We start from the raw sequence: 16,845 nt of genomic DNA, 5'->3' as shown, positions 1-16,845 counted from the left end.
AGCGCGGCGCGGCGACGGCGGCGCCAAATGAAAAAAGCGGCCCACATGGGCCGCTCTCCCGGTTGGCATCCGCTGGATGCCCGCTCTTACTTCTTCTTGTTCACAGCGTCCTTGAAACCCTGGCCGGCAGAGAACTTGACCGTCTTGGCGGCCGGAATCTTGATCGTTTCGCCGGTGCGCGGGTTGCGGCCGGTGCGGGCGGCACGCTTGCCGGCGCCGAAGCTGCCGAAGCCCACCAGCGTGACCGAATCTCCCTTGGCAACCGCCTTCTTGATGTTTTCCAGCGCGGCGTTCAGGGCGCGCTCCGCTGCAGCGTTGCTCAGTTCCGCGTCTGCGGCGATGGCAGACACCAGTTCACCTTTATTCATGGCTGTATCCCTTGTTGGTCGTCGTCACCGGTGACCAGCCTGAGCCGTTTCACCGACCGGCGCAGTCTAATCCGCCGCTTGCGCCTTGGGCAATCCCCAGTCGCACCGACGCAACGAAAATGCCGGAAATCCTTCCGTCAAGCGGCTTTCGGGGAGATTTACCCCCTCAATTCCGGGCTTTGACGCGGGTCCGACAGCGGGTTATCCCCAACCCGGGGGCAAAGCGTAAAGGGCAAAAGGCAAGGGGCAACCGCCGACGGCGGGACCGCCCTCCCCCTCTTATTCGGCGGCCGCGACCGCGGCGGACCGGCGGCCGAGCATCCGCATCAGTACCGCGCCGATGCCGCCGATGGCCATCACCACGCCCAGCGGCAACGCGGTGCCGTCGTGCCACAGGCTGACCGCGGTACCGGCCAGCGTGCCCATGCCGAATTGCAGCGTGCCCATCAGCGCCGACGCGGTGCCGGCGCGGTGGCCCTGATGCGCGAGCGACAGCGCCGATGCGTTGGGCATGATGCAGCCCAGCGCTGCCACGTAGACGAAGAATCCAAGCAGCAGCACCGGCAGCGTCGCCGCGCCGGCGAGATTGGCCAGCGCCAGCAGCAAGCCCGCTGCGCACGGCGCGGCCAGCGCCAGCCGGAGCACGCGATCGAGCGAACGCCCCCGCACCAGTGCGGCATTGAGCTGCGACATCGCGATCAGGCCGAAGGCATTGGCCCCGAACACGAAGCCATAGTGGGAAGGATCGATGCCGTGCAATTCGATCAGCACGAAAGGCGAGCCGGCGATGTAGGCAAACATGCCCGATTGCGCAAAGCCGGCGCACAGCGAATAGCCAAGGAATTCGCGGTCGCGCAGCAGCGCGCCGTAATTGTGGAAGACCTCGCCCAGGCGCAGCGGGATCGCGCGTCGCGGATCGAGCGACTCTTCCAGCCGGAAATGCACCTGCAGCAGGATCATCGCGCCGACCGCGGCCATCACCCAGAAGATCGCGCGCCAGCCCAACGTGGTCAGGATCGCGCCGCCGACGATCGGCGCCAGGATCGGCGCGAGACCCATGACCAGCATCAGCGACGAGAACGCGCGCGCGGACTCGTGCGCTTCGAGCCGATCGCGCACCATCGCGCGCGCCATCACCATGCCGGCGCAGCCGCCGGCCGCCTGCACGAAGCGCCAGGCCATCAGCGCGGGCGCGTCGCCCGCCAGCGCGCAAGCCACCGACGCGACGACATAGAGGCCGAGCCCCACATACAGCGGCGCCTTGCGTCCGAAGCGGTCGCTGACCGGACCGTAGAACGACTGCCCGATCGCGAGGCCGACCAGGAAGGTGCCGAGCGTCAGCTGCACGCTGCCGATGTCGACGCCGAGGTCGGCGGCCAGCGTCGGGAACGCCGGCAGATACATGTCGATCGACAGCGGCGCGAGCGCGGTCAGCGATGCGCAGATCAGCAACCAAAGCGGGAAGCGCGGCGTCGTGGCCGGGCGAGAGGACTGGGTCATTGCAATGGGGAAGATGTCGTCCGCGCCGGCATGCGAGAGAACAACGAAGACCTGCGCGGCAACGCACTGACGGACGACGGGAACGACGTCAAGCGAAAGGCGCAATTGTTGCACAACGTGATGTATTGCGCGCCGGCGGGTTCCGCCTCACGGGGCCGGCAGGTACAATGGCACCCGGTCGACACACTGCCGGTCCATCTTCATTGCCGGCCTCGATCGCGGGACTTCAGCGCAGCCCCAGCCCCGTGCCGTTCCAGGCGTTCTTTCCCTGCATGCGAACCAAATCGAACCACACGACTGCATCGATCGCCCGAGGAATGTCGGCCTCCATCGGGATCGCTACCGCCACCGGATTGCTGTGGGCCTCGTCGGCCTGCGCGGCGCCGGTCACGGCGCGTACCGTCGCGGCGCATCCGGCCGCGAGCGCGGCCGTGGTGGTCGATGAAGCCGATTCGCTGACCCGCATGCTGCGCGGCGCGGCCACCGGCCAGAACACCGGCGCGGCCGGCGTGCCCGAATTCCTGCGCAGCTCGCGCCGGCCCGATACCGTGCTGGCACGCGCCTGCCGGCAGCTCAACGACGCGCTGCCGATCGAGATCGACAAGGAAACGCGTCTGCGCCGCTGCCAGGCGGTGCCCGGCAAACACATCCTGTTCCAGCTGGAATTGACCAATTACAGCGGGCCGATGCTCGATCTGGCCAGCTTCGAGGTCAGCTATGCCGCGCCGCTACAGCGCAATATCTGCGCGAACCGCGACGTCGAGATCCTGACCAAGCTGGGCGTCAGCATGATGTTCCGCTACATGACACGCAAGGCCAGAGGCGAGCGCCGCGTCGGCGACGTCTATATCAACGGGCCGATCTGCACGGCGGCGCTGCGCTGAAGATCGCCTCGGCTTCACTGTTGGTCGCATCACCACCGCCCTTGCCCTCTCCCCCAACCCCTCTCCCGCATGCGGGAGAGGGGAGCCAAGCATGGACCAGCATTGGCGGTCGAAGCCGCGCTGGGGTTCTCCCTCTCAGTGAGAGAGGAGCGAAGCACGGAATCGGCGTTGGGAGCGGGACCCCGCCGTTGAGGTTCTCCCTCTCTCCTTCAGGGGGAGAGGGGGTGGTTTCAAGCACGGTCGCATAATGACCGCACTGCCCTCTCCCCCAACCCCGCTCCCGAAAGCGGGAGCCGGGAATCATCGGCAAGCGCGAGTCACCGATCTTTCAAGCCGCCGCACTTCCCCGCGGGCGCAGGGGTACGACGTTGGCGGCGCGGCGCAGCAGCGCACGCGTGGCCTTCCAGCCGTCGTCGGCCAGCGGCGACGACCAGACCGCTTCGTGCAGGCGCGACAGCGCCAGCGGATCGTTCAGCAGCAGCAGCTTCTGCCTGGCGTTCAGATTGTCCGGGCCATTGGTCAGCGCCTGCTGCACCAGCACCGCGTGCTGGCGCTGCGTGCCGGCGGGCTGCACCACGCGCGCGGTCGCGGTCGCGCACATCAGCGCGTTGGTGACCGGATCGACCACCGCGTCGACGAAGCCGGGCGTGTCGCCGGCCTCGGCCACATGGCGTTGCGTATCGACGATCTCGCGCGGCGGCTCGGCTTCCTCGGGAATCACGAACAATCCGGCACGGCGCGTGGCACGGCCAAGGCTGACGCGCGAGAGCCAGACCGACAGCGGGATCGACAGCGCCAGCGCGCCGACGATCGGCAGCAGCCACCAGACGAAGCCCGGGTCGAGCCAGTACACCAGCGCGCCCCAGCCGAGACCCAGCACCGTGTGCCAGCCGTGGCGGCGCACCGCCTCGCCCCAGGTCGTCTCGGCGTCCTCGCGCGGCGGCGACTTCCACGAGATGCCCCAGCCGATATAGGCGGCCAGCACGAACTGCGTATGGAACAGCATGCGCACCGGCGCCAGCAGCGCGGAGATCACGACCTCGATCAGCATCGACAGCATCAGCCGCAGCGCCCCGCCGTAGCGGCGCGCCTCTTTCATCAGCAGCACCACGCCGAACAGCTTGGGCAGGAACAGCAGCGTCGCGGTGGCCGAGAACAACGCCAGCGCCTTCTCCGGATGCCACTCTGGCCAGTTCGGATAGAACTGATACGGCTGCGAGAAATACTCGGGCGGCACCAGCGCATGCTTGGCCAGCATCGCGGTCGACAGCAGCAGGAACAGGAACCACAGCGGCGCCGACAGATAGGCCATCACGCCGGTCAGGAACACCGCGCGGTGCACCGCGTGGAAGCCCTGCTTCATCCACAGCCGGAAGTTCATCAGGTTGCCCTGGCACCAGCGGCGGTCGCGCTTGACCTCGTCGAGCAGGTTGGGCGGCAGCTCTTCGAACGAGCCCGGCAGATCGTAGGCGATCCACACGCCCCAACCGGCGCGGCGCATCAGCGCGGCCTCGACGAAATCGTGCGACAGGATCTCGCCGGCCAGCGGCCCCTTGCCCGGCAGCGGCGCCAGCGCGCAATGCTCCATGAAGGGCTTGATGCGGATGATCGCGTTGTGGCCCCAGTAGTGCGATTCGCCCAGCTGCCAGTAATGCAGGCCGGCGGTGAACAGCGGTCCGTAGACGCGCGTGGCGAACTGCTGCACGCGCGCATACATCGTCTCGCGGCCGGTTGCCAGCGGCGCAGTCTGGATGATGCCGGCGCCGGGGTTGGCCTCCATCAGCCGCACCAGCGTGGCCAGGCAATCGCCGCTCATCACGCTGTCGGCGTCGAGCACGACCATGTAGCGGTACTTGCTGCCCCAGCGGCGGCAGAAGTCGGCGACGTTGCCGGTCTTGCGCTTGACGCGATGGCGGCGCCAGCGATAGAAGATACGGCCGAAGCCGTTCACCGCGCGGCAGGTCTCCATCCACGCATCGGTTTCCGCGGTGCGCAGATCGGGATTGCCGCTGTCGGACAGCACGAAGAAATCGAAGTGCGCAAGCTCGCCGGTGCGTTCCAGCGATTCGTAGGTCGCGCGCAGTCCGGCGAAGACGCGGGTCACGTCCTCGTTGCAGATCGGCATGATCACCGCGGTGCGGGCCTGCTCCGCGATCGGCGCGTTGCCGCTGGCCGAGCGCGAGATCAGATGTCGGTCGCCGCCCTTGGCCAGCACCAGGAAGCCCATCATCGCGGTCCAGAAGCCGGCCGAGACCCACGAGAACAGCACGGTGAACAGGCCCAGCGTGATCATCTCGAGGGTGTCGTTGCCCTTGTACGGCAGCACCGTCGACATGAAATACGTCGCCATCATGGTCTGCACGATCACCAGGAACAGCAGCACCCAGCGGCGATGCGCGCCGGCCGGATGCCACTTGCCCTCGGCATCGGGACCGTCGTGCAGCGTGTCCCACGTCTCGGGAACGGGCGGCTTGCCGAGCAGCTTGCGCACGCCGTTGCGCACGAAGGCCGCGACCAGGTGCGGCGGCCACGGCCGCGGCACCATTGAGGCGCGCTTTGGCTCGGGGCCGGTGGCCACATGGACGGTGCCGTCGGCGCGTCGCTCGATCAGCGGTTCGCCGCCGACCTTAGGCTCGCCATAGGCCAGTTGCAGGCGCCGCTCGATCGAGCCGTAGGCCGCGCCCGCGGGCGAGGCCGCGGCGTCGCCATTGGCCAGCGCCTTCTGCAGCGAACGCACGCCGGGATCGTCGCCGGTGGCATCGCCCTTGATGACGATGCCTTCATGCAGCGCGGTATCGGCGAGCAGGTCGCGGCGCTGTTCCGGCGATACCGGCAGGCGGTCGACATAGCGCTCGCACGCCGCCGCGGCCGAGCGCTGCTTTAGCCTGGGGGTAAGATGTAGCTCCATGTCTCTGACAGGGTTGTGTTGCCGTTGCGAAGATAGCCGCGCAACTCGACCGGCTTGTTCTCGTCCTTGCGGCGCAGGAACATCGTCATGCGCCAGCCACCGGTGGCCTCGTTACGCTGCGTCGTCGTGCGCAGCAGTTCGGCGTTGCCATCGGCCGATACCACCGCGTCGATATGCGTGGCGGGATCCAGCTTCTTGAATGCGGGGCCCTCGAAATCGACCAGCAGCGAGAAGCTGGTGTCTTCCTTGTTGCGGGTCAGCCCCTGCCCGCGGCGGGTCTGCGTGACCCACGACAGCGGCGGCATGCGCTCGCGGTCCTTCTGCCACAGCAGCCGGTATTCCAGATCGAACGGCTGCTTCGGCTTGGGCGGATTGTCGGGCACCCAGTAGGCCACGATGTTGTCGTTGGTTTCGTCCGGCGTCGGAATCATCACCAGCTCGACGCGGCCCGAACCCCAGTTACCGCGCGGTTCGACCCAGCCGCTCGGCCGGCGTTCATACCATTCGCCGATTTCCTGGTAGCTGGCGAACGACCGATCGCGCTGCATCAGCCCGAAGCCCTGCGGGTTGGTCGCCGAGAACGAGGTCACCAGCAGGCGCTTCGGATTGACCAGCGGACGCCAGATCCATTCGCCGGTGCCCAGCTGGATCGACAGGCCGTCGGAATCGTGCACCTCGGGACGGAACTCCGGCGCCGCTGGCGGCTGGTTCTCGCCGAACAGGTACATGCTCGTCAGCGGCGCCAGGCCCAGCTTGGTCACGTTCTCGCGCAGATAGAGCCGCGCCTTGACCTCGGTCTCGGTATCGGCACCCGGCTTGACCACGATGCGATAGGCGCCGCTCATGCGGCGCGAGTCCATCAGCGCATAGATGGTCAGCTGCTTGTCGCCGGGCGCCGGACGTTCGATCCAGTACTCGACGAAGCGCGGGAATTCCTCGCCCGACGCGAGCGCGGTATCGACCGCGACGCCGCGCGCCGACAGGCCGAACCACTGGTCCTTGCCGACGCCGCGGAAATAGCTGGCACCGACGAAGGACACCACCTCGTCCTTGTGCTTGCCGTTGACCGGATGCAGCACGCGAAAGCCCGCAAAGCCCAGGCCCTTGAGCATCTCCGGGTTGAACTTGTGCGAGCCGTAGTTGAAGTCCGCCGGATTGAAGCGCATCTCGCGCACGCGGTTGCCGGTGACCTCGTTGATCTTCACGGGCTGGTCGAACACCATGCCCTCGTGGAAGAACGACAGCTCGAACGGCAGCTTGGTATTGCGCCAGACGAAGCGTTCCGGCTTGTACTGGATTTCGCGATAGCGCGGGTACGACAGTTCGCGCAGCTCGGTCGGCAGATGGGCCTTGGGGGCCTTGTACGGGGAATTGGCCAGCTGGCGCGCGCGCGCCGCCACGGTATCGAAGCTGAACGCGTGCGCCGCCATCGCGAAGCAGGCGAGCGCACCGGCACACAGCCAGCGTCCCAGCCGCACGCCGTCGGAGCGCATCGGCGACGTGGGCCGGCACGAACGGGCGGAAAGCGGCGGAGAAATGGCGGAGTCGATCATGAATGCCGTCATCAAAGGCGGTAGTCGGTAATGCAATTGGTTATTCGGGAAGCCGCGGACAGTGGCGCGGATACTCGTCGATGGCCAGGCCGGATGACCGGTGCCTGAGCCGCCCCATGACGGACTTTGCCGGGGGCTGTGACTTGGGTGACGCTTGGAAGGTATTGGATTTGCTGCAATGCGGGACAAAACCTTAACAAATTTGCCTACCAAAAGTCACGTTTCGATCACGCAACGGTTGCAACAATTTGAAACGATTGTTGATTATTCGTCTCTTGATTGATCAACGTCGGGTATCCTCCTCATGGCTCGAATGACGCCGGAATTGCACCGCAACAAACCCGCGGCACGGTGGCGGGCGCAAGGCCTGCCCGCTCCTGTCGTCCTGCGCACAGGAGCAAACGAATCAGTGACGGGATCGGATGCGCGCCGGACGGCACGCGGGTCGGTTGCGGATGCAGCCGTGGCTTCCGGCGGCAAGGCCGGCAAGCGAACGGGCCGCAGCGGGCGCGACGATTGAAACTAGGTCCGTGTCATTGCCGCGTCAATCGGACGCTGTCCGACAAAATCCTTGCTTGGTGGGGCGGGACACGCATGCCCGCATGCGACGGCCGCGGCCGGTGGCCGCGCGAACTACAATCGACCGATCCGGGCGACGGCGCACCTGCGTGCGACCAGGCCACGCCCTCGCCGCTCACACGATCTCGCCGCCAAGGGGATGCCGATGCCGCATGCCGCGCCCGCCCGCCTGCCGCTGCCGTCGGGGCTGGCGACTGCATTGGCGTTCGCGCTGGGCCTGGGCGCGCCGGCACCGGCACGGGCATACGTCGACCACTATCTGACCAGCACGATCGTCGGCACGATGACGCAGAGCGAGGCACGCGCCTTCGCCTCGGCGGTCAATCGCGCACTGACCACGACCGAGGACGGCACCGCGGTCTCGTGGCGCACCCAGGCGACGCCGCGGCGCCCGGCCACCTACGCCAGGATCACGCCACTGCAGAGCAAGACCGACCGCGGCCAGCCCTGCCGCCAGATCCGCAGCGAACTGATGCGCTCCAGCAATGAGGAAAGCTGGACCGGCTGGTTCTGCAAGCAGCCCGACGGCCGCTGGCGGGCGCGCGCCGTCGAGGAGGAATAGCGAAGGAAACGGCGGGGACGGGCGCAGCCGGCAACGGTCGTGCCGGCTTCCATGGGAAGGCCGTTCAGCGCCTGTGCCGCTGAACGGCGCTCAGCGGCACAGGCGCGCCATCACCTCGCCGGCCAGCGAGCCGGACGAGACCGGCCGCGGCGTCGCCCGCTGCGGCGAGCGGATCGTGTAAAGCGGCTCGCCGCGCGCGAATCGGCGGGGAAACAGCGTCTGCTCGACCACCGCGTACATCGACGTGGCGCAGTCCAGCACCATCCGCCGCAGCGACGACTGGATCGGCTCGCCGCTGGTGGTATGGATGGTCCCGCCGACCGGCGCGTTGCGCATCAAGACCACGCCGATGCGCGCGCCCTGCCGGCGCACCGAGCGCTGGTCCAGGTACGAGATCACGCCGTTGGCGCCCATCAGCGGCAGCCAGCGCTGCGGATCGGGCGCGGACGGGTCCGGGGCGGCCAGCGTCACGCAACCCTCGCGCGGCGTCGAACGAAACACCGTGCCGCCATTCGGTCCCTGGCATTGATAGAGTCCGGCCGCAGCGGCCGGCACCACCTTGCCGCGCGCGGTGTCGGCGTGGGCGTCGGTGCCGAATGCCGGCGCCAGCGTCAGCGAGGCGGCCAGCAACAGCGGCGCAAGCGAATCGGAGGAACGGAAGCGAAGAGTCGCGGCGCTCGCGCGGAAAGCGCGGCGGCGCGGTGCGGGCGTGGCGGCACGAAACGACATGATGCGGGGCGCGTTGGCAAGACAGGGACGGCCCGGGGACCGGCGGCAGGCGCGGCCGCGATGATGCACGGGCCGCGCGACAGCCGGCATTGTCGCACAGCGACGCGCCGCCGCGGCCGGAACGGTCCGGCTGGCGGCGGCGTTCGCTGCGATTAGCCCCATGTTTGCGCCGTGGTTTGCGCCGTGGTTTGCGCCGTGGTTCGCGTGGCGGTTTGCGCGCCAGCTTGCGCCGTGATGCAGGCCTCGGTCCGCGCCGGCCTCAGTGCCCCTGCTCTCGCCAGGCGACCAGCTCGGCGATCGTCAGCACCGGCAGATCGTGCTGCGCGGCGAAGGCCAGCGCCTGTTCGTAGCGGGCCATCGTGCCATCCGGATTCATCAGTTCGCACAGCACCGCGGCCGGCGCGAGGCCGGCCAGCCGCGCCAGCTCGACCGATCCCTCGGTATGGCCGCGGCGGGTCAGCACGCCGCCGTCGGCGGCCACCAGCGGAAACACATGGCCGGGACTGACGACCGCGTCGAGCCCCGCATCGTCGGCGATCGCCGCGCGGATCGTCGTGATCCGGTCGGCCGCGCTGACGCCGGTGGTGACGCCGGTGCGGGCCTCGATCGACACGGTGAACGCGGTGCCGTACTGGCTGCGATTGTTCTCGACCATCGGCCGCAGGCCGAGCCGCGCGACCTTCTCGCGCGTCAGGCACAGGCAGACGATGCCGCTGCATTCGCGGATCAGCATCGCCATATTGGCCAGCGTCAGACGCTCGGCCGCGACGATCAGGTCGGCCTCGTTCTCGCGGTCGTGGTCGTCCATCAGCACCACGGGCCGGCCTTCGCGCATGGCCTGCAGCGCCTGCTCGATGCGGGTCGGCAGATCATGGGGAAGCGCCGGCACGATGGCGTCGGCAGGGCCGACGGCGGCCGCGGCGTGGTCGGGGGAAAGATTGGTTTGGGAAGGCGACAGCGTGGACAGCATTGAAACGCTCCTTGCGTAAAGATCAACGGGCGTTTCAGGGGATTGGCGACGCAAGCCGCAGCGCGCACGACGGCCGGCCAGAAGCGCCGACCTGGGTGATCGTCCACTCGCTGTCCGCTTGCGCATGGCAAGGCGACGAACCGCGGGCCGCATGCACAGGCACGCGACCGCGCAGGCCCGCGCCGTTCCATCGACATGGCAATGAAACGGCAGCGATGCTTGCTCGCCCATCTTCTTTCATCCGGACTATGACCGTCGGCCCTGGCCTCTCACCAGGTCTGCTGACCCCGGGCGCAACCATGTCGGATACAACGAAGACATGGAACGACGCGGGCGCTCGCGGGCTCGCCGGCCGCGTCGGTGAACGCGTTCGGCATACCGCCGGTGGGGACTTTCACCCCGCCCTGAAGACGTAACGAAACCGGCGAAACGCGCTTGCCCTTCGAAGGATCGTGGACCGATTCACGAAGGCGCAGGCTCGCGCCGGCGTTGCGATGTTATCACGCGATGCGGCGTAAGCGCCCGATCTGTACTACAACTAAACGACTTGCGCGGACGCCGCGCCCGCCATGCGGGCGCCGGATTCCTTCGAGCTCCGCAGGCTTTCCGCGCCCTCTGCGCGTTTCCCGTTCCCGTTTTTTCTTGCCGCGATCACGATGCCATTCGACGACGACCTGCTTGCCCGCCTGTTCCGCCGCCCTTCCCGCTCCCTTGCCCTTTGCCCTTGCCGCCCATCCCGCCGCTCCTTGCGAGCGCTGCGCTGGCTCGCCGCGCTGCCGCTGCTGGCCGCCGGCAGCGCCGCATGGGCCGATCCCACCGTGCAGATCGCCTACGGCACCGACAGCCGCACCGACGTGCGCAAGGTCGATATCGCGTTCGGCTGGGATTCCGGCTATGGCTGGGGCGACCCGGCCGGCCTGCGGCTCGGCCTGCTGTGGGAGCTCAATGTCGCGCGCTGGGACAGCACCAGCGACGCCAATCCGCGCAACCTGTGGGAGATCGGCGCGCAGCCGGTGCTGCGGCTGGCCTGGCAGCGCCATCGATGGGTGCCCTTTCTCGAGGCATCGATCGGCGTGCGCCTGATGAGCGGGACGCGGACCTCGGACAACCATTCGATGTCGACCGCGTTCCAGTTCTCCGACATGGCGGGCGTCGGCATCGCCTTCGGCAAGGACCAGCGCTTCGCCATCGGCTACCGCTACCAGCACATCTCGAATGCCGGCATCAAGAAGCCCAACCCCGGCTCGGACTTCCATACCGCCTATCTGCGCTACCGGTTCTGAACGGCAGCCGGCGCGGCGTCGTGCCCGAGCGCCTCGAGCGCGAGGCGCGACGGTTCGTCGGCGGGGAAGAAACATTCGATCCGCAGTTCCTGCAGCGTGACGTCATGCGGATTGCCCAGCGTGGTCAGCGTCGAGAACAGCGAGGCCTGGAAGCCGTCGGCGCGCAGCACCACCGGCAGCACCGGCGGCAGCGGGCCTTCGCTGCCGTCGTCGTCGGCATGCGGCACGCCGCCCGGTCCGATCATCTCCGGATGCCATTGCGCGATGCGGGCGAAGATCTCGCGCGCGACGCGGTCGTGCGCCTGCGCCTGCAACTCCTGCCAGACGCGTCGCAGCAGATAGCGGCCGACCTGATGGGCGTTTTCGATCATTGGCCACAGCCCCTGCGGATCGAACACGGTCAGCATCAGGTTGATGCGCGGGCCGCCGCCCGCATCGTTGCCCAGGCATTCGGGCAGCACCGCGGCGGCACGGCCGTCGAGCAGCGCGTCGACCATGCGCCGATAGGCGCGGTTGGCATCGCTGATGTTCCAGAAGCGGTCCAGCACCACCGCGGGATACGGCTCCTGCTTGGCGAGGATCAGCGCGATGGCCTGGCGCACCATCTGCAGCGGCGGTTCGGCCAGCGCGTGTTCGCTGTAGGCGGGAGCGAAGCCGGCCGCCAGCAGCAGCCGGTTGCGCTGGCGCAGCGGCACGCCGAGCCGGTCCGACAGCGCCAGGATCATCTCGCGGCTGGGCCGGGCGCGGCCCGATTCGAGAAAGCTGATATGCCGCTGCGACACCCCGGCGGCAAGCGACAGCGCGAGCTGGCTGTAGCCGCGGCGCCCGCGCCAGTAGCGCAGCAGGGCGGGAAAGTCGAGAGCGGTTTCGGAGGCGGGGGTCAGCGTGTCCATGGCCGCATTACAGCATGCGGTGCGCGCCCTGGCGATAACCTGCCAGGTAATCAACGGCGGACGTGCCACATGCCGATGTTATGCTTGACGGCTCGACAACACCCGCGCGCGTAGGGCGCGCACCCTGATGGAAATAGCCATCCTGCTGGCGCTGATCCTGCTCAACGGCGTGTTCGCCATGTCGGAGATCGCGCTGGTTTCGGCCCGCAAGGCCCGCCTGCAGAAGCTGATCGACGAAGGCGATCGCGGCGCGATCGAGGCGGTCAAGCTGGGCGAGGATCCGACCCGTTTCCTGTCCACCGTGCAGATCGGCATCACCTCGATCGGCGTGCTCAACGGCGTGGTCGGTGAATCCGCGCTGGCGCAGCCGCTCGGCGTCTGGCTGCAGGGCGTGGGCATGGCGCAGCCGACCGCGGGCTATGTGGCCACCGCGATCGTCGTCGCGGGACTGACCTACTTTTCCATCGTGCTCGGCGAGCTGGTGCCCAAGCGGCTGGGCCAGCTGGCGCCGGAGACCCTGGCGCGCGCGGTCGCGCGGCCGCTGTCCTGGCTGGCAGTCGCCTCGACGCCGTTCGTCAAGCTGCTGTCGGGCTCGACCCGGCTGGTGCTGCGGCTGATCGGCGTCAAGAGCGGCGCCGGTCCCGCGGTCACCGAGGAAGAAATCCACGCGCTGCTGGTCGAGGGCTCGGAGGCCGGCGTGATCGAACGCCACGAGCACACGATGGTGCGCAACGTGTTCCGGCTCGACGACCGCCAGCTGACCTCGCTGATGGTGCCGCGCGGCGACGTGGTCAGCCTCGACGTCGAACTGCCGCTGGAGGAAAACCTGCGCCGCATCGAGGAATCGGACCACTCGCGCTTCCCGGTGGTACGCGGCGGCATGCACGACGTGATCGGCGTGGTCAGCGCGCGCCAGCTGCTGGCGCGCAAGCTGCGCGGCGAGGCCACCGAGCTGGCCGCCGTGATGCAGGCCCCGGTCTATGTGCCGGAAAGCGTCACCGGCATGGAGCTGCTCGAACATTTCCGCTCGTCCGGCGGACAGATGGCCTTCGTCATCGACGAGTACGGCGAGGTGCTGGGCATCGTCACGCTGCAGGACCTGATCGAGGCGATCACCGGAGAGTTCAAGCCGGACATCGCCGGCGACGAATGGGCGGTGCAGCGCGAGGATGGCTCCTGGCTGCTCGACGGCCTGATCCCGATCCCCGAGCTGAAGGACCGCATCGGCCTGCGCAGCGTGCCGGAGGAAGACAAGGAGCGCTATCACACGCTGTCCGGCATGCTGTTGCTGCTGCTGGGACGGCTGCCGCAGATCGCCGATTCGGTCAGCTGGCTCGACTGGAAATTCGAGATCATCGACATGGACGGCAAGCGCATCGACAAGGTGCTGGCAAGCCCGCTGCCCGCCGAGGAAGGTCCGGAGCCGGATACGACGGGCTAGCCGTTCGGGGTGCGATGCGGCCGCGCCCTCTCGCCAGCCCTCTCCCTCTTGCGGGCGAAGGATTGGGGGAGAGGGAGAGCCGCGACGCCCCTTGCTCGAGCGGCAGCTATACTCCACGAACGCAGAAGCCGGAGAACCGCCATGTCCCGCCCGTTCCGCTCGATGTCCCGCGGCCCGCTTGCCGCGCTTGCCACCGCCGCCGCGTTCGCCGCGCTGCTGGCCGGCCCGGCCGCCGCGCACCACGGCTGGTCGAGCTATGACGACAGCAAGCCGATCACGCTGACCGGCAAGCTCACCGAAGTCAAATACGAGAATCCGCACGCGATGGTGCGGATCGACGCCAACGGCAAGCGCTGGCTGGCCGTACTGGCGCCGATCTCGCGGATGCAGGCGCGCGGAGCGACCGCCGACAAGGTCGCGGTCGGCCGCGAGGTCACCATCGTCGGCTACCCCAGCAAGGAACACGGCGACGAGATGCGCGCCGAGCGGATCGTGCTCGACGGCCAGACCGTCGAACTGCGCTGACTGTCCCGCAGCGGGCGCCGTGGCATCGCTGACCGAGCTGGGCGCCACGCTGGCGGCGCTGCCGCTGTCGAGCGCGCTGCGCGCTTCCGCCTGGGCCTATCCGCTGGTCGAAATCGTCCACCTGGCCGGCATGGCGCTGCTGTTCGGCACCATCGCCGTGGTCGACCTGCGGCTGGCCGGGCTCTGGCGCAACCTGCCGGTGACGGCGCTGCTGCGCCAGGTGCTGCCGCTGACGATGGCCGCCTTCGTCGCGGTGGCGGTCAGCGGCATCCTGCTGCTGCTCGCGCATGCCGACGAGCTGGCGACCAATCCCGCGCTCTATTTCAAGCTGATCCTGATCGCCCTCGGGCTGCTCAACGCGCTGGCATTCCACCTTTGGCCGTACCGCGCCCTGCAACGGGCCGCCGGCCCCGCCGACTGGAACGTCGGCGCCCGGCCGCCGCGCTGGGCGCGCACCGCGGCGGTGCTGTCGCTGCTGACCTGGACGCTGGTCATCGCCGCCGGCCGGCTGATCGCCTACGTCTAGGACGCCGCGCCTCCCCTTCCCCCGCGCTGCCCGTTACAAATAGCGACACTGCCCTGTGCGCAGCGGGCCGCACCGATTGTAAAATCGCCCCGTTCGCAACACCTCAAAAGGAGCGCAGTGTGAAAAAAGGTTGGATTTTTGGTGTGATGCTGGCTGTGCTGCTGACCGGCTGCAACACGATGGCCGGCCTGGGCCAGGACATCCAGCGCGGCGGCCAGAAGCTCGAAGGCGCGGCGGATCGCCACAAGTAAGCCGCTCAGTCAGCGGGCAGGCCGCCAGCCAGTTGCGCGGCGGCCTGCCCGGACTTGCATCCGCCCCAGCGCTTACAGCAGCTCTTCCGGCGTAAACGGCGTCAGCACGTCGATCCAGAGGCGCTGCGACCAGGTGGTATCCGGCTCGGTGTCGAGCACCACCGCCTGCTTGCCCTGCCCATCCACCCATTGCAGCTCGTCGTCCTCCGACAGCTGCAGCCGCCAGCTGTTGACGCCGATGGCGTCCGAGAAGATCTGCGCCACCTGCCCCGCCAGCCGGGCATTGCGCACGATGAGGCCGGTCTCGGTGTTCTGCGTGATCGAGCGCGGATCGAAGTTCATCGAGCCGACGAACAGCGTCTGACGGTCTACCACCGCCGCCTTGACGTGCAGGCTGGCTTGCGAGGATCCGAAATTCCCGACCGAGCGCTGCTGCCGCTGCAACCGCGGCTTCAGTTCGTGCAGCTCGACCCCGGAGCGAATCAGCGCCTTGCGGTAGCGCTCGTAGCCGACGTGGACGATCGGCGAGTCGGTTGCCGCCAGCGAATTGGTCAGCACGCGCACCTTGACGCCGCGCGCGGTCAGTGCGCTGAGCCATTCGACGCCGCGTTTGCCGGGCACCAGATACGGCGAAATGATGATGACCTCCTGGCGGGCCTCCTTCATCATCCGCGCGACCTCGTCGGCCAGCGTATCGTCGCTGTCCGGCAGCTTGTCGGGCTCGACCTTGGCCGGGTTGTCGACCAGCACGCTGGCGCGGGCCCATTCGAAGTTCAGTCTGCCGCCGCGCGAGAGTTCGCGGGCAAGGAAGCTCTTGGCCGGATCGATCTTCTGTGGCGCCGTCATGCCGCTCGCCTCGAGCCGCTTCTGTTCGGCCTCGCGCTGCGCGGCCTCGTCGACCAGCGCCTGTTCCGGCGGCGCCGAAGCGGAACTGGCCGATCCGCCCGATCCCCCCGCCTTCTTCGAATCGCCCGGCCCATCCGATCCGCGCGCTCCGGCGGCCTGCACGCCCGACCCGGGCGGCGTGCCAGCCGGACCCGGCGCCGCCTCGTCCGGATTGGCCAGCGCCTCGACCGGGTACGCGTACTGGCTGTTCCAATACTCGTCGAAGCCCGCGGACAGCCGGCGCACCGCCGGACCGGCCACCACCACGTCGAGATCGAGGAAGTTGGTATCGGGCGCACGCAGGAAATAGGCGTTGCCGATATTGCGGCCGCCGGTCATCCCCATCGCGTTGTCCGCGATGAAGACCTTGTTGTGCATGCGCCGGTTGACCCGCCTGGCGTCGCCCGCCACGCTGATGAAGCGCGTCAGCTTGGAAAAGCGTCCCGCCGGAAACGGATTGAAGTAGCGCACCTCGATATTGGGATGGCGGGCGAAACGCAGGAAGGCCGGGTCCTTGCCGTCGCTGTGCAGGTCGTCGACCAGCAGCCGCACATGGACGCCGCGCTCGGCGGCGGCGCGCACGCGGCGCAGGATCTCGCGCGACGATTCGTCGGCGGCAACGATGTAGTACTGCAGGTCCAGGGATCGGGTGGCGCGGTCGGCAAGCGTGATCAGCGTGCCGTAGGCATCTTCGCCCGACGACACCAGGTGAAAGCCGGACAGCGCCGGGTCCGGCGTACTCCTGGCGACGACCTGGCCCAGCGGGGTATCGGCCCAGCCGGTGAAGGCGGTCGAGGGCCGGCGCGGCACATCCTGCGGCAGGCTGGCGCAGGCGGAAGCGCTGAGCGCCAGCGTCACCGTGGCAAGCCAGCGCAGCCAGCTTGCCGTGCGCGGCCTCGCTTTCCCCCACGACACCGCAAACGCCGTCATGCCGACTCCATCAGTCCCGATGCTGTCAGCTTAGGTGGCGCCACCGGCGCGGACAATC

General features: G+C 68.3%; 15 protein-coding genes and 1 riboswitch. Of the genes, 7 read left to right on the top strand and 8 right to left on the bottom strand.

The window, feature by feature from the left end; all coding sequences use genetic code 11:
* Positions 1–86 precede the first annotated feature (86 nt).
* The gene (locus M1D55_RS03370; protein WP_006577833.1) at positions 87–368 is read right to left on the bottom strand and encodes an HU family DNA-binding protein; all 282 of its coding nucleotides are present in this window, start codon (positions 366–368) and stop codon (positions 87–89) included.
* A 279-nt stretch (positions 369–647) separates the two neighbouring features.
* A complete protein-coding gene (locus M1D55_RS03365; RefSeq protein WP_064575595.1) occupies positions 648–1,868 on the bottom strand; it encodes a Bcr/CflA family multidrug efflux MFS transporter in 1,221 nt (406 codons plus the stop codon).
* 317 nt (positions 1,869–2,185) lie between these two features.
* On the opposite strand from M1D55_RS03365, the gene M1D55_RS03360 reads away from it, so the two are divergent.
* Positions 2,186–2,752 (top strand): hypothetical protein, encoded by a 567-nt coding sequence (locus M1D55_RS03360; protein WP_023264682.1) that lies wholly within the window; start codon positions 2,186–2,188, stop codon positions 2,750–2,752.
* Between the two features lie 328 nt (positions 2,753–3,080).
* Here the strand turns inward: M1D55_RS03360 and mdoH are convergent, their stop codons facing one another.
* Both mdoH and M1D55_RS03350 read right to left on the bottom strand, forming a co-directional pair.
* Complete coding sequence (mdoH, locus tag M1D55_RS03355; protein ID WP_006577836.1) at positions 3,081–5,660, bottom strand: glucans biosynthesis glucosyltransferase MdoH; 2,580 nt, start codon at positions 5,658–5,660, stop codon at positions 3,081–3,083.
* Positions 5,633–7,153 (bottom strand): glucan biosynthesis protein G, encoded by a 1,521-nt coding sequence (locus tag M1D55_RS03350; RefSeq protein WP_456281290.1) that lies wholly within the window; start codon positions 7,151–7,153, stop codon positions 5,633–5,635. The genes mdoH and M1D55_RS03350 overlap by 28 nt, the downstream gene beginning before the upstream one ends.
* A 784-nt stretch (positions 7,154–7,937) precedes the next feature.
* Here M1D55_RS03350 and M1D55_RS03345 point away from each other — a divergent pair.
* The gene (locus tag M1D55_RS03345; RefSeq protein ID WP_456281105.1) at positions 7,938–8,354 is read left to right on the top strand and encodes a hypothetical protein; all 417 of its coding nucleotides are present in this window, start codon (positions 7,938–7,940) and stop codon (positions 8,352–8,354) included.
* A gap of 90 nt (positions 8,355–8,444) precedes the next feature.
* Here the strand turns inward: M1D55_RS03345 and M1D55_RS03340 are convergent, their stop codons facing one another.
* Together M1D55_RS03340 and ribB are read right to left on the bottom strand one after the other, a co-directional pair.
* Complete coding sequence (locus M1D55_RS03340) at positions 8,445–9,083, bottom strand: surface-adhesin E family protein (RefSeq protein WP_006577838.1); 639 nt, start codon at positions 9,081–9,083, stop codon at positions 8,445–8,447.
* Positions 9,084–9,342: 259 nt separating this feature from the next.
* Positions 9,343–10,053, bottom strand: coding sequence for a 3,4-dihydroxy-2-butanone-4-phosphate synthase (gene ribB, locus M1D55_RS03335; RefSeq protein ID WP_456281104.1), 711 nt, complete (start codon positions 10,051–10,053; stop codon positions 9,343–9,345).
* Positions 10,054–10,278: 225 nt separating this feature from the next.
* A riboswitch (FMN riboswitch) is annotated at positions 10,279–10,469 on the bottom strand.
* A gap of 240 nt (positions 10,470–10,709) precedes the next feature.
* Between ribB and M1D55_RS03330 the strand changes: the two genes are divergently transcribed.
* Complete coding sequence (locus tag M1D55_RS03330; protein ID WP_456281103.1) at positions 10,710–11,336, top strand: acyloxyacyl hydrolase; 627 nt, start codon at positions 10,710–10,712, stop codon at positions 11,334–11,336.
* Here M1D55_RS03330 and M1D55_RS03325 read toward each other — a convergent pair.
* Positions 11,324–12,229 carry a helix-turn-helix domain-containing protein gene (locus M1D55_RS03325; RefSeq protein ID WP_456281102.1) on the bottom strand — a complete coding sequence of 302 codons (906 nt, stop codon included), beginning with the start codon at positions 12,227–12,229 and terminating at the stop codon, positions 11,324–11,326. The two genes, M1D55_RS03330 and M1D55_RS03325, sit on opposite strands and share 13 nt — an antisense overlap.
* A gap of 127 nt (positions 12,230–12,356) precedes the next feature.
* Here M1D55_RS03325 and M1D55_RS03320 point away from each other — a divergent pair, with 127 nt between their 5' ends.
* The 4 genes from M1D55_RS03320 (at position 12,357) to M1D55_RS03305 (ending at position 14,972) form a co-directional block, all read left to right on the top strand.
* On the top strand, positions 12,357–13,670 hold the full coding sequence (locus M1D55_RS03320; RefSeq protein ID WP_006577842.1) for a hemolysin family protein: 1,314 nt from the start codon (positions 12,357–12,359) through the stop codon (positions 13,668–13,670).
* 141 nt (positions 13,671–13,811) lie between these two features.
* Positions 13,812–14,195 carry a DUF6152 family protein gene (locus tag M1D55_RS03315; protein ID WP_023264679.1) on the top strand — a complete coding sequence of 128 codons (384 nt, stop codon included), beginning with the start codon at positions 13,812–13,814 and terminating at the stop codon, positions 14,193–14,195.
* A 19-nt stretch (positions 14,196–14,214) separates the two neighbouring features.
* Positions 14,215–14,721 carry a DUF6644 family protein gene (locus tag M1D55_RS03310; protein WP_456281101.1) on the top strand — a complete coding sequence of 169 codons (507 nt, stop codon included), beginning with the start codon at positions 14,215–14,217 and terminating at the stop codon, positions 14,719–14,721.
* Positions 14,722–14,840: 119 nt separating this feature from the next.
* The gene (locus M1D55_RS03305) at positions 14,841–14,972 is read left to right on the top strand and encodes an entericidin A/B family lipoprotein (RefSeq protein ID WP_006578423.1); all 132 of its coding nucleotides are present in this window, start codon (positions 14,841–14,843) and stop codon (positions 14,970–14,972) included.
* A 72-nt stretch (positions 14,973–15,044) separates the two neighbouring features.
* Here the strand turns inward: M1D55_RS03305 and M1D55_RS03300 are convergent, their stop codons facing one another.
* A complete protein-coding gene (locus M1D55_RS03300; RefSeq protein ID WP_456281100.1) occupies positions 15,045–16,787 on the bottom strand; it encodes a phospholipase D-like domain-containing protein in 1,743 nt (580 codons plus the stop codon).
* Between the last annotated feature and the right edge of the window lie 58 nt (positions 16,788–16,845).

Source organism: Cupriavidus sp. JZ107 (assembly GCF_053903255.1).
The sequence above is the reverse complement of the archived record's forward strand: the minus strand, read 5'-3'. Positions and strand labels throughout refer to the sequence as shown.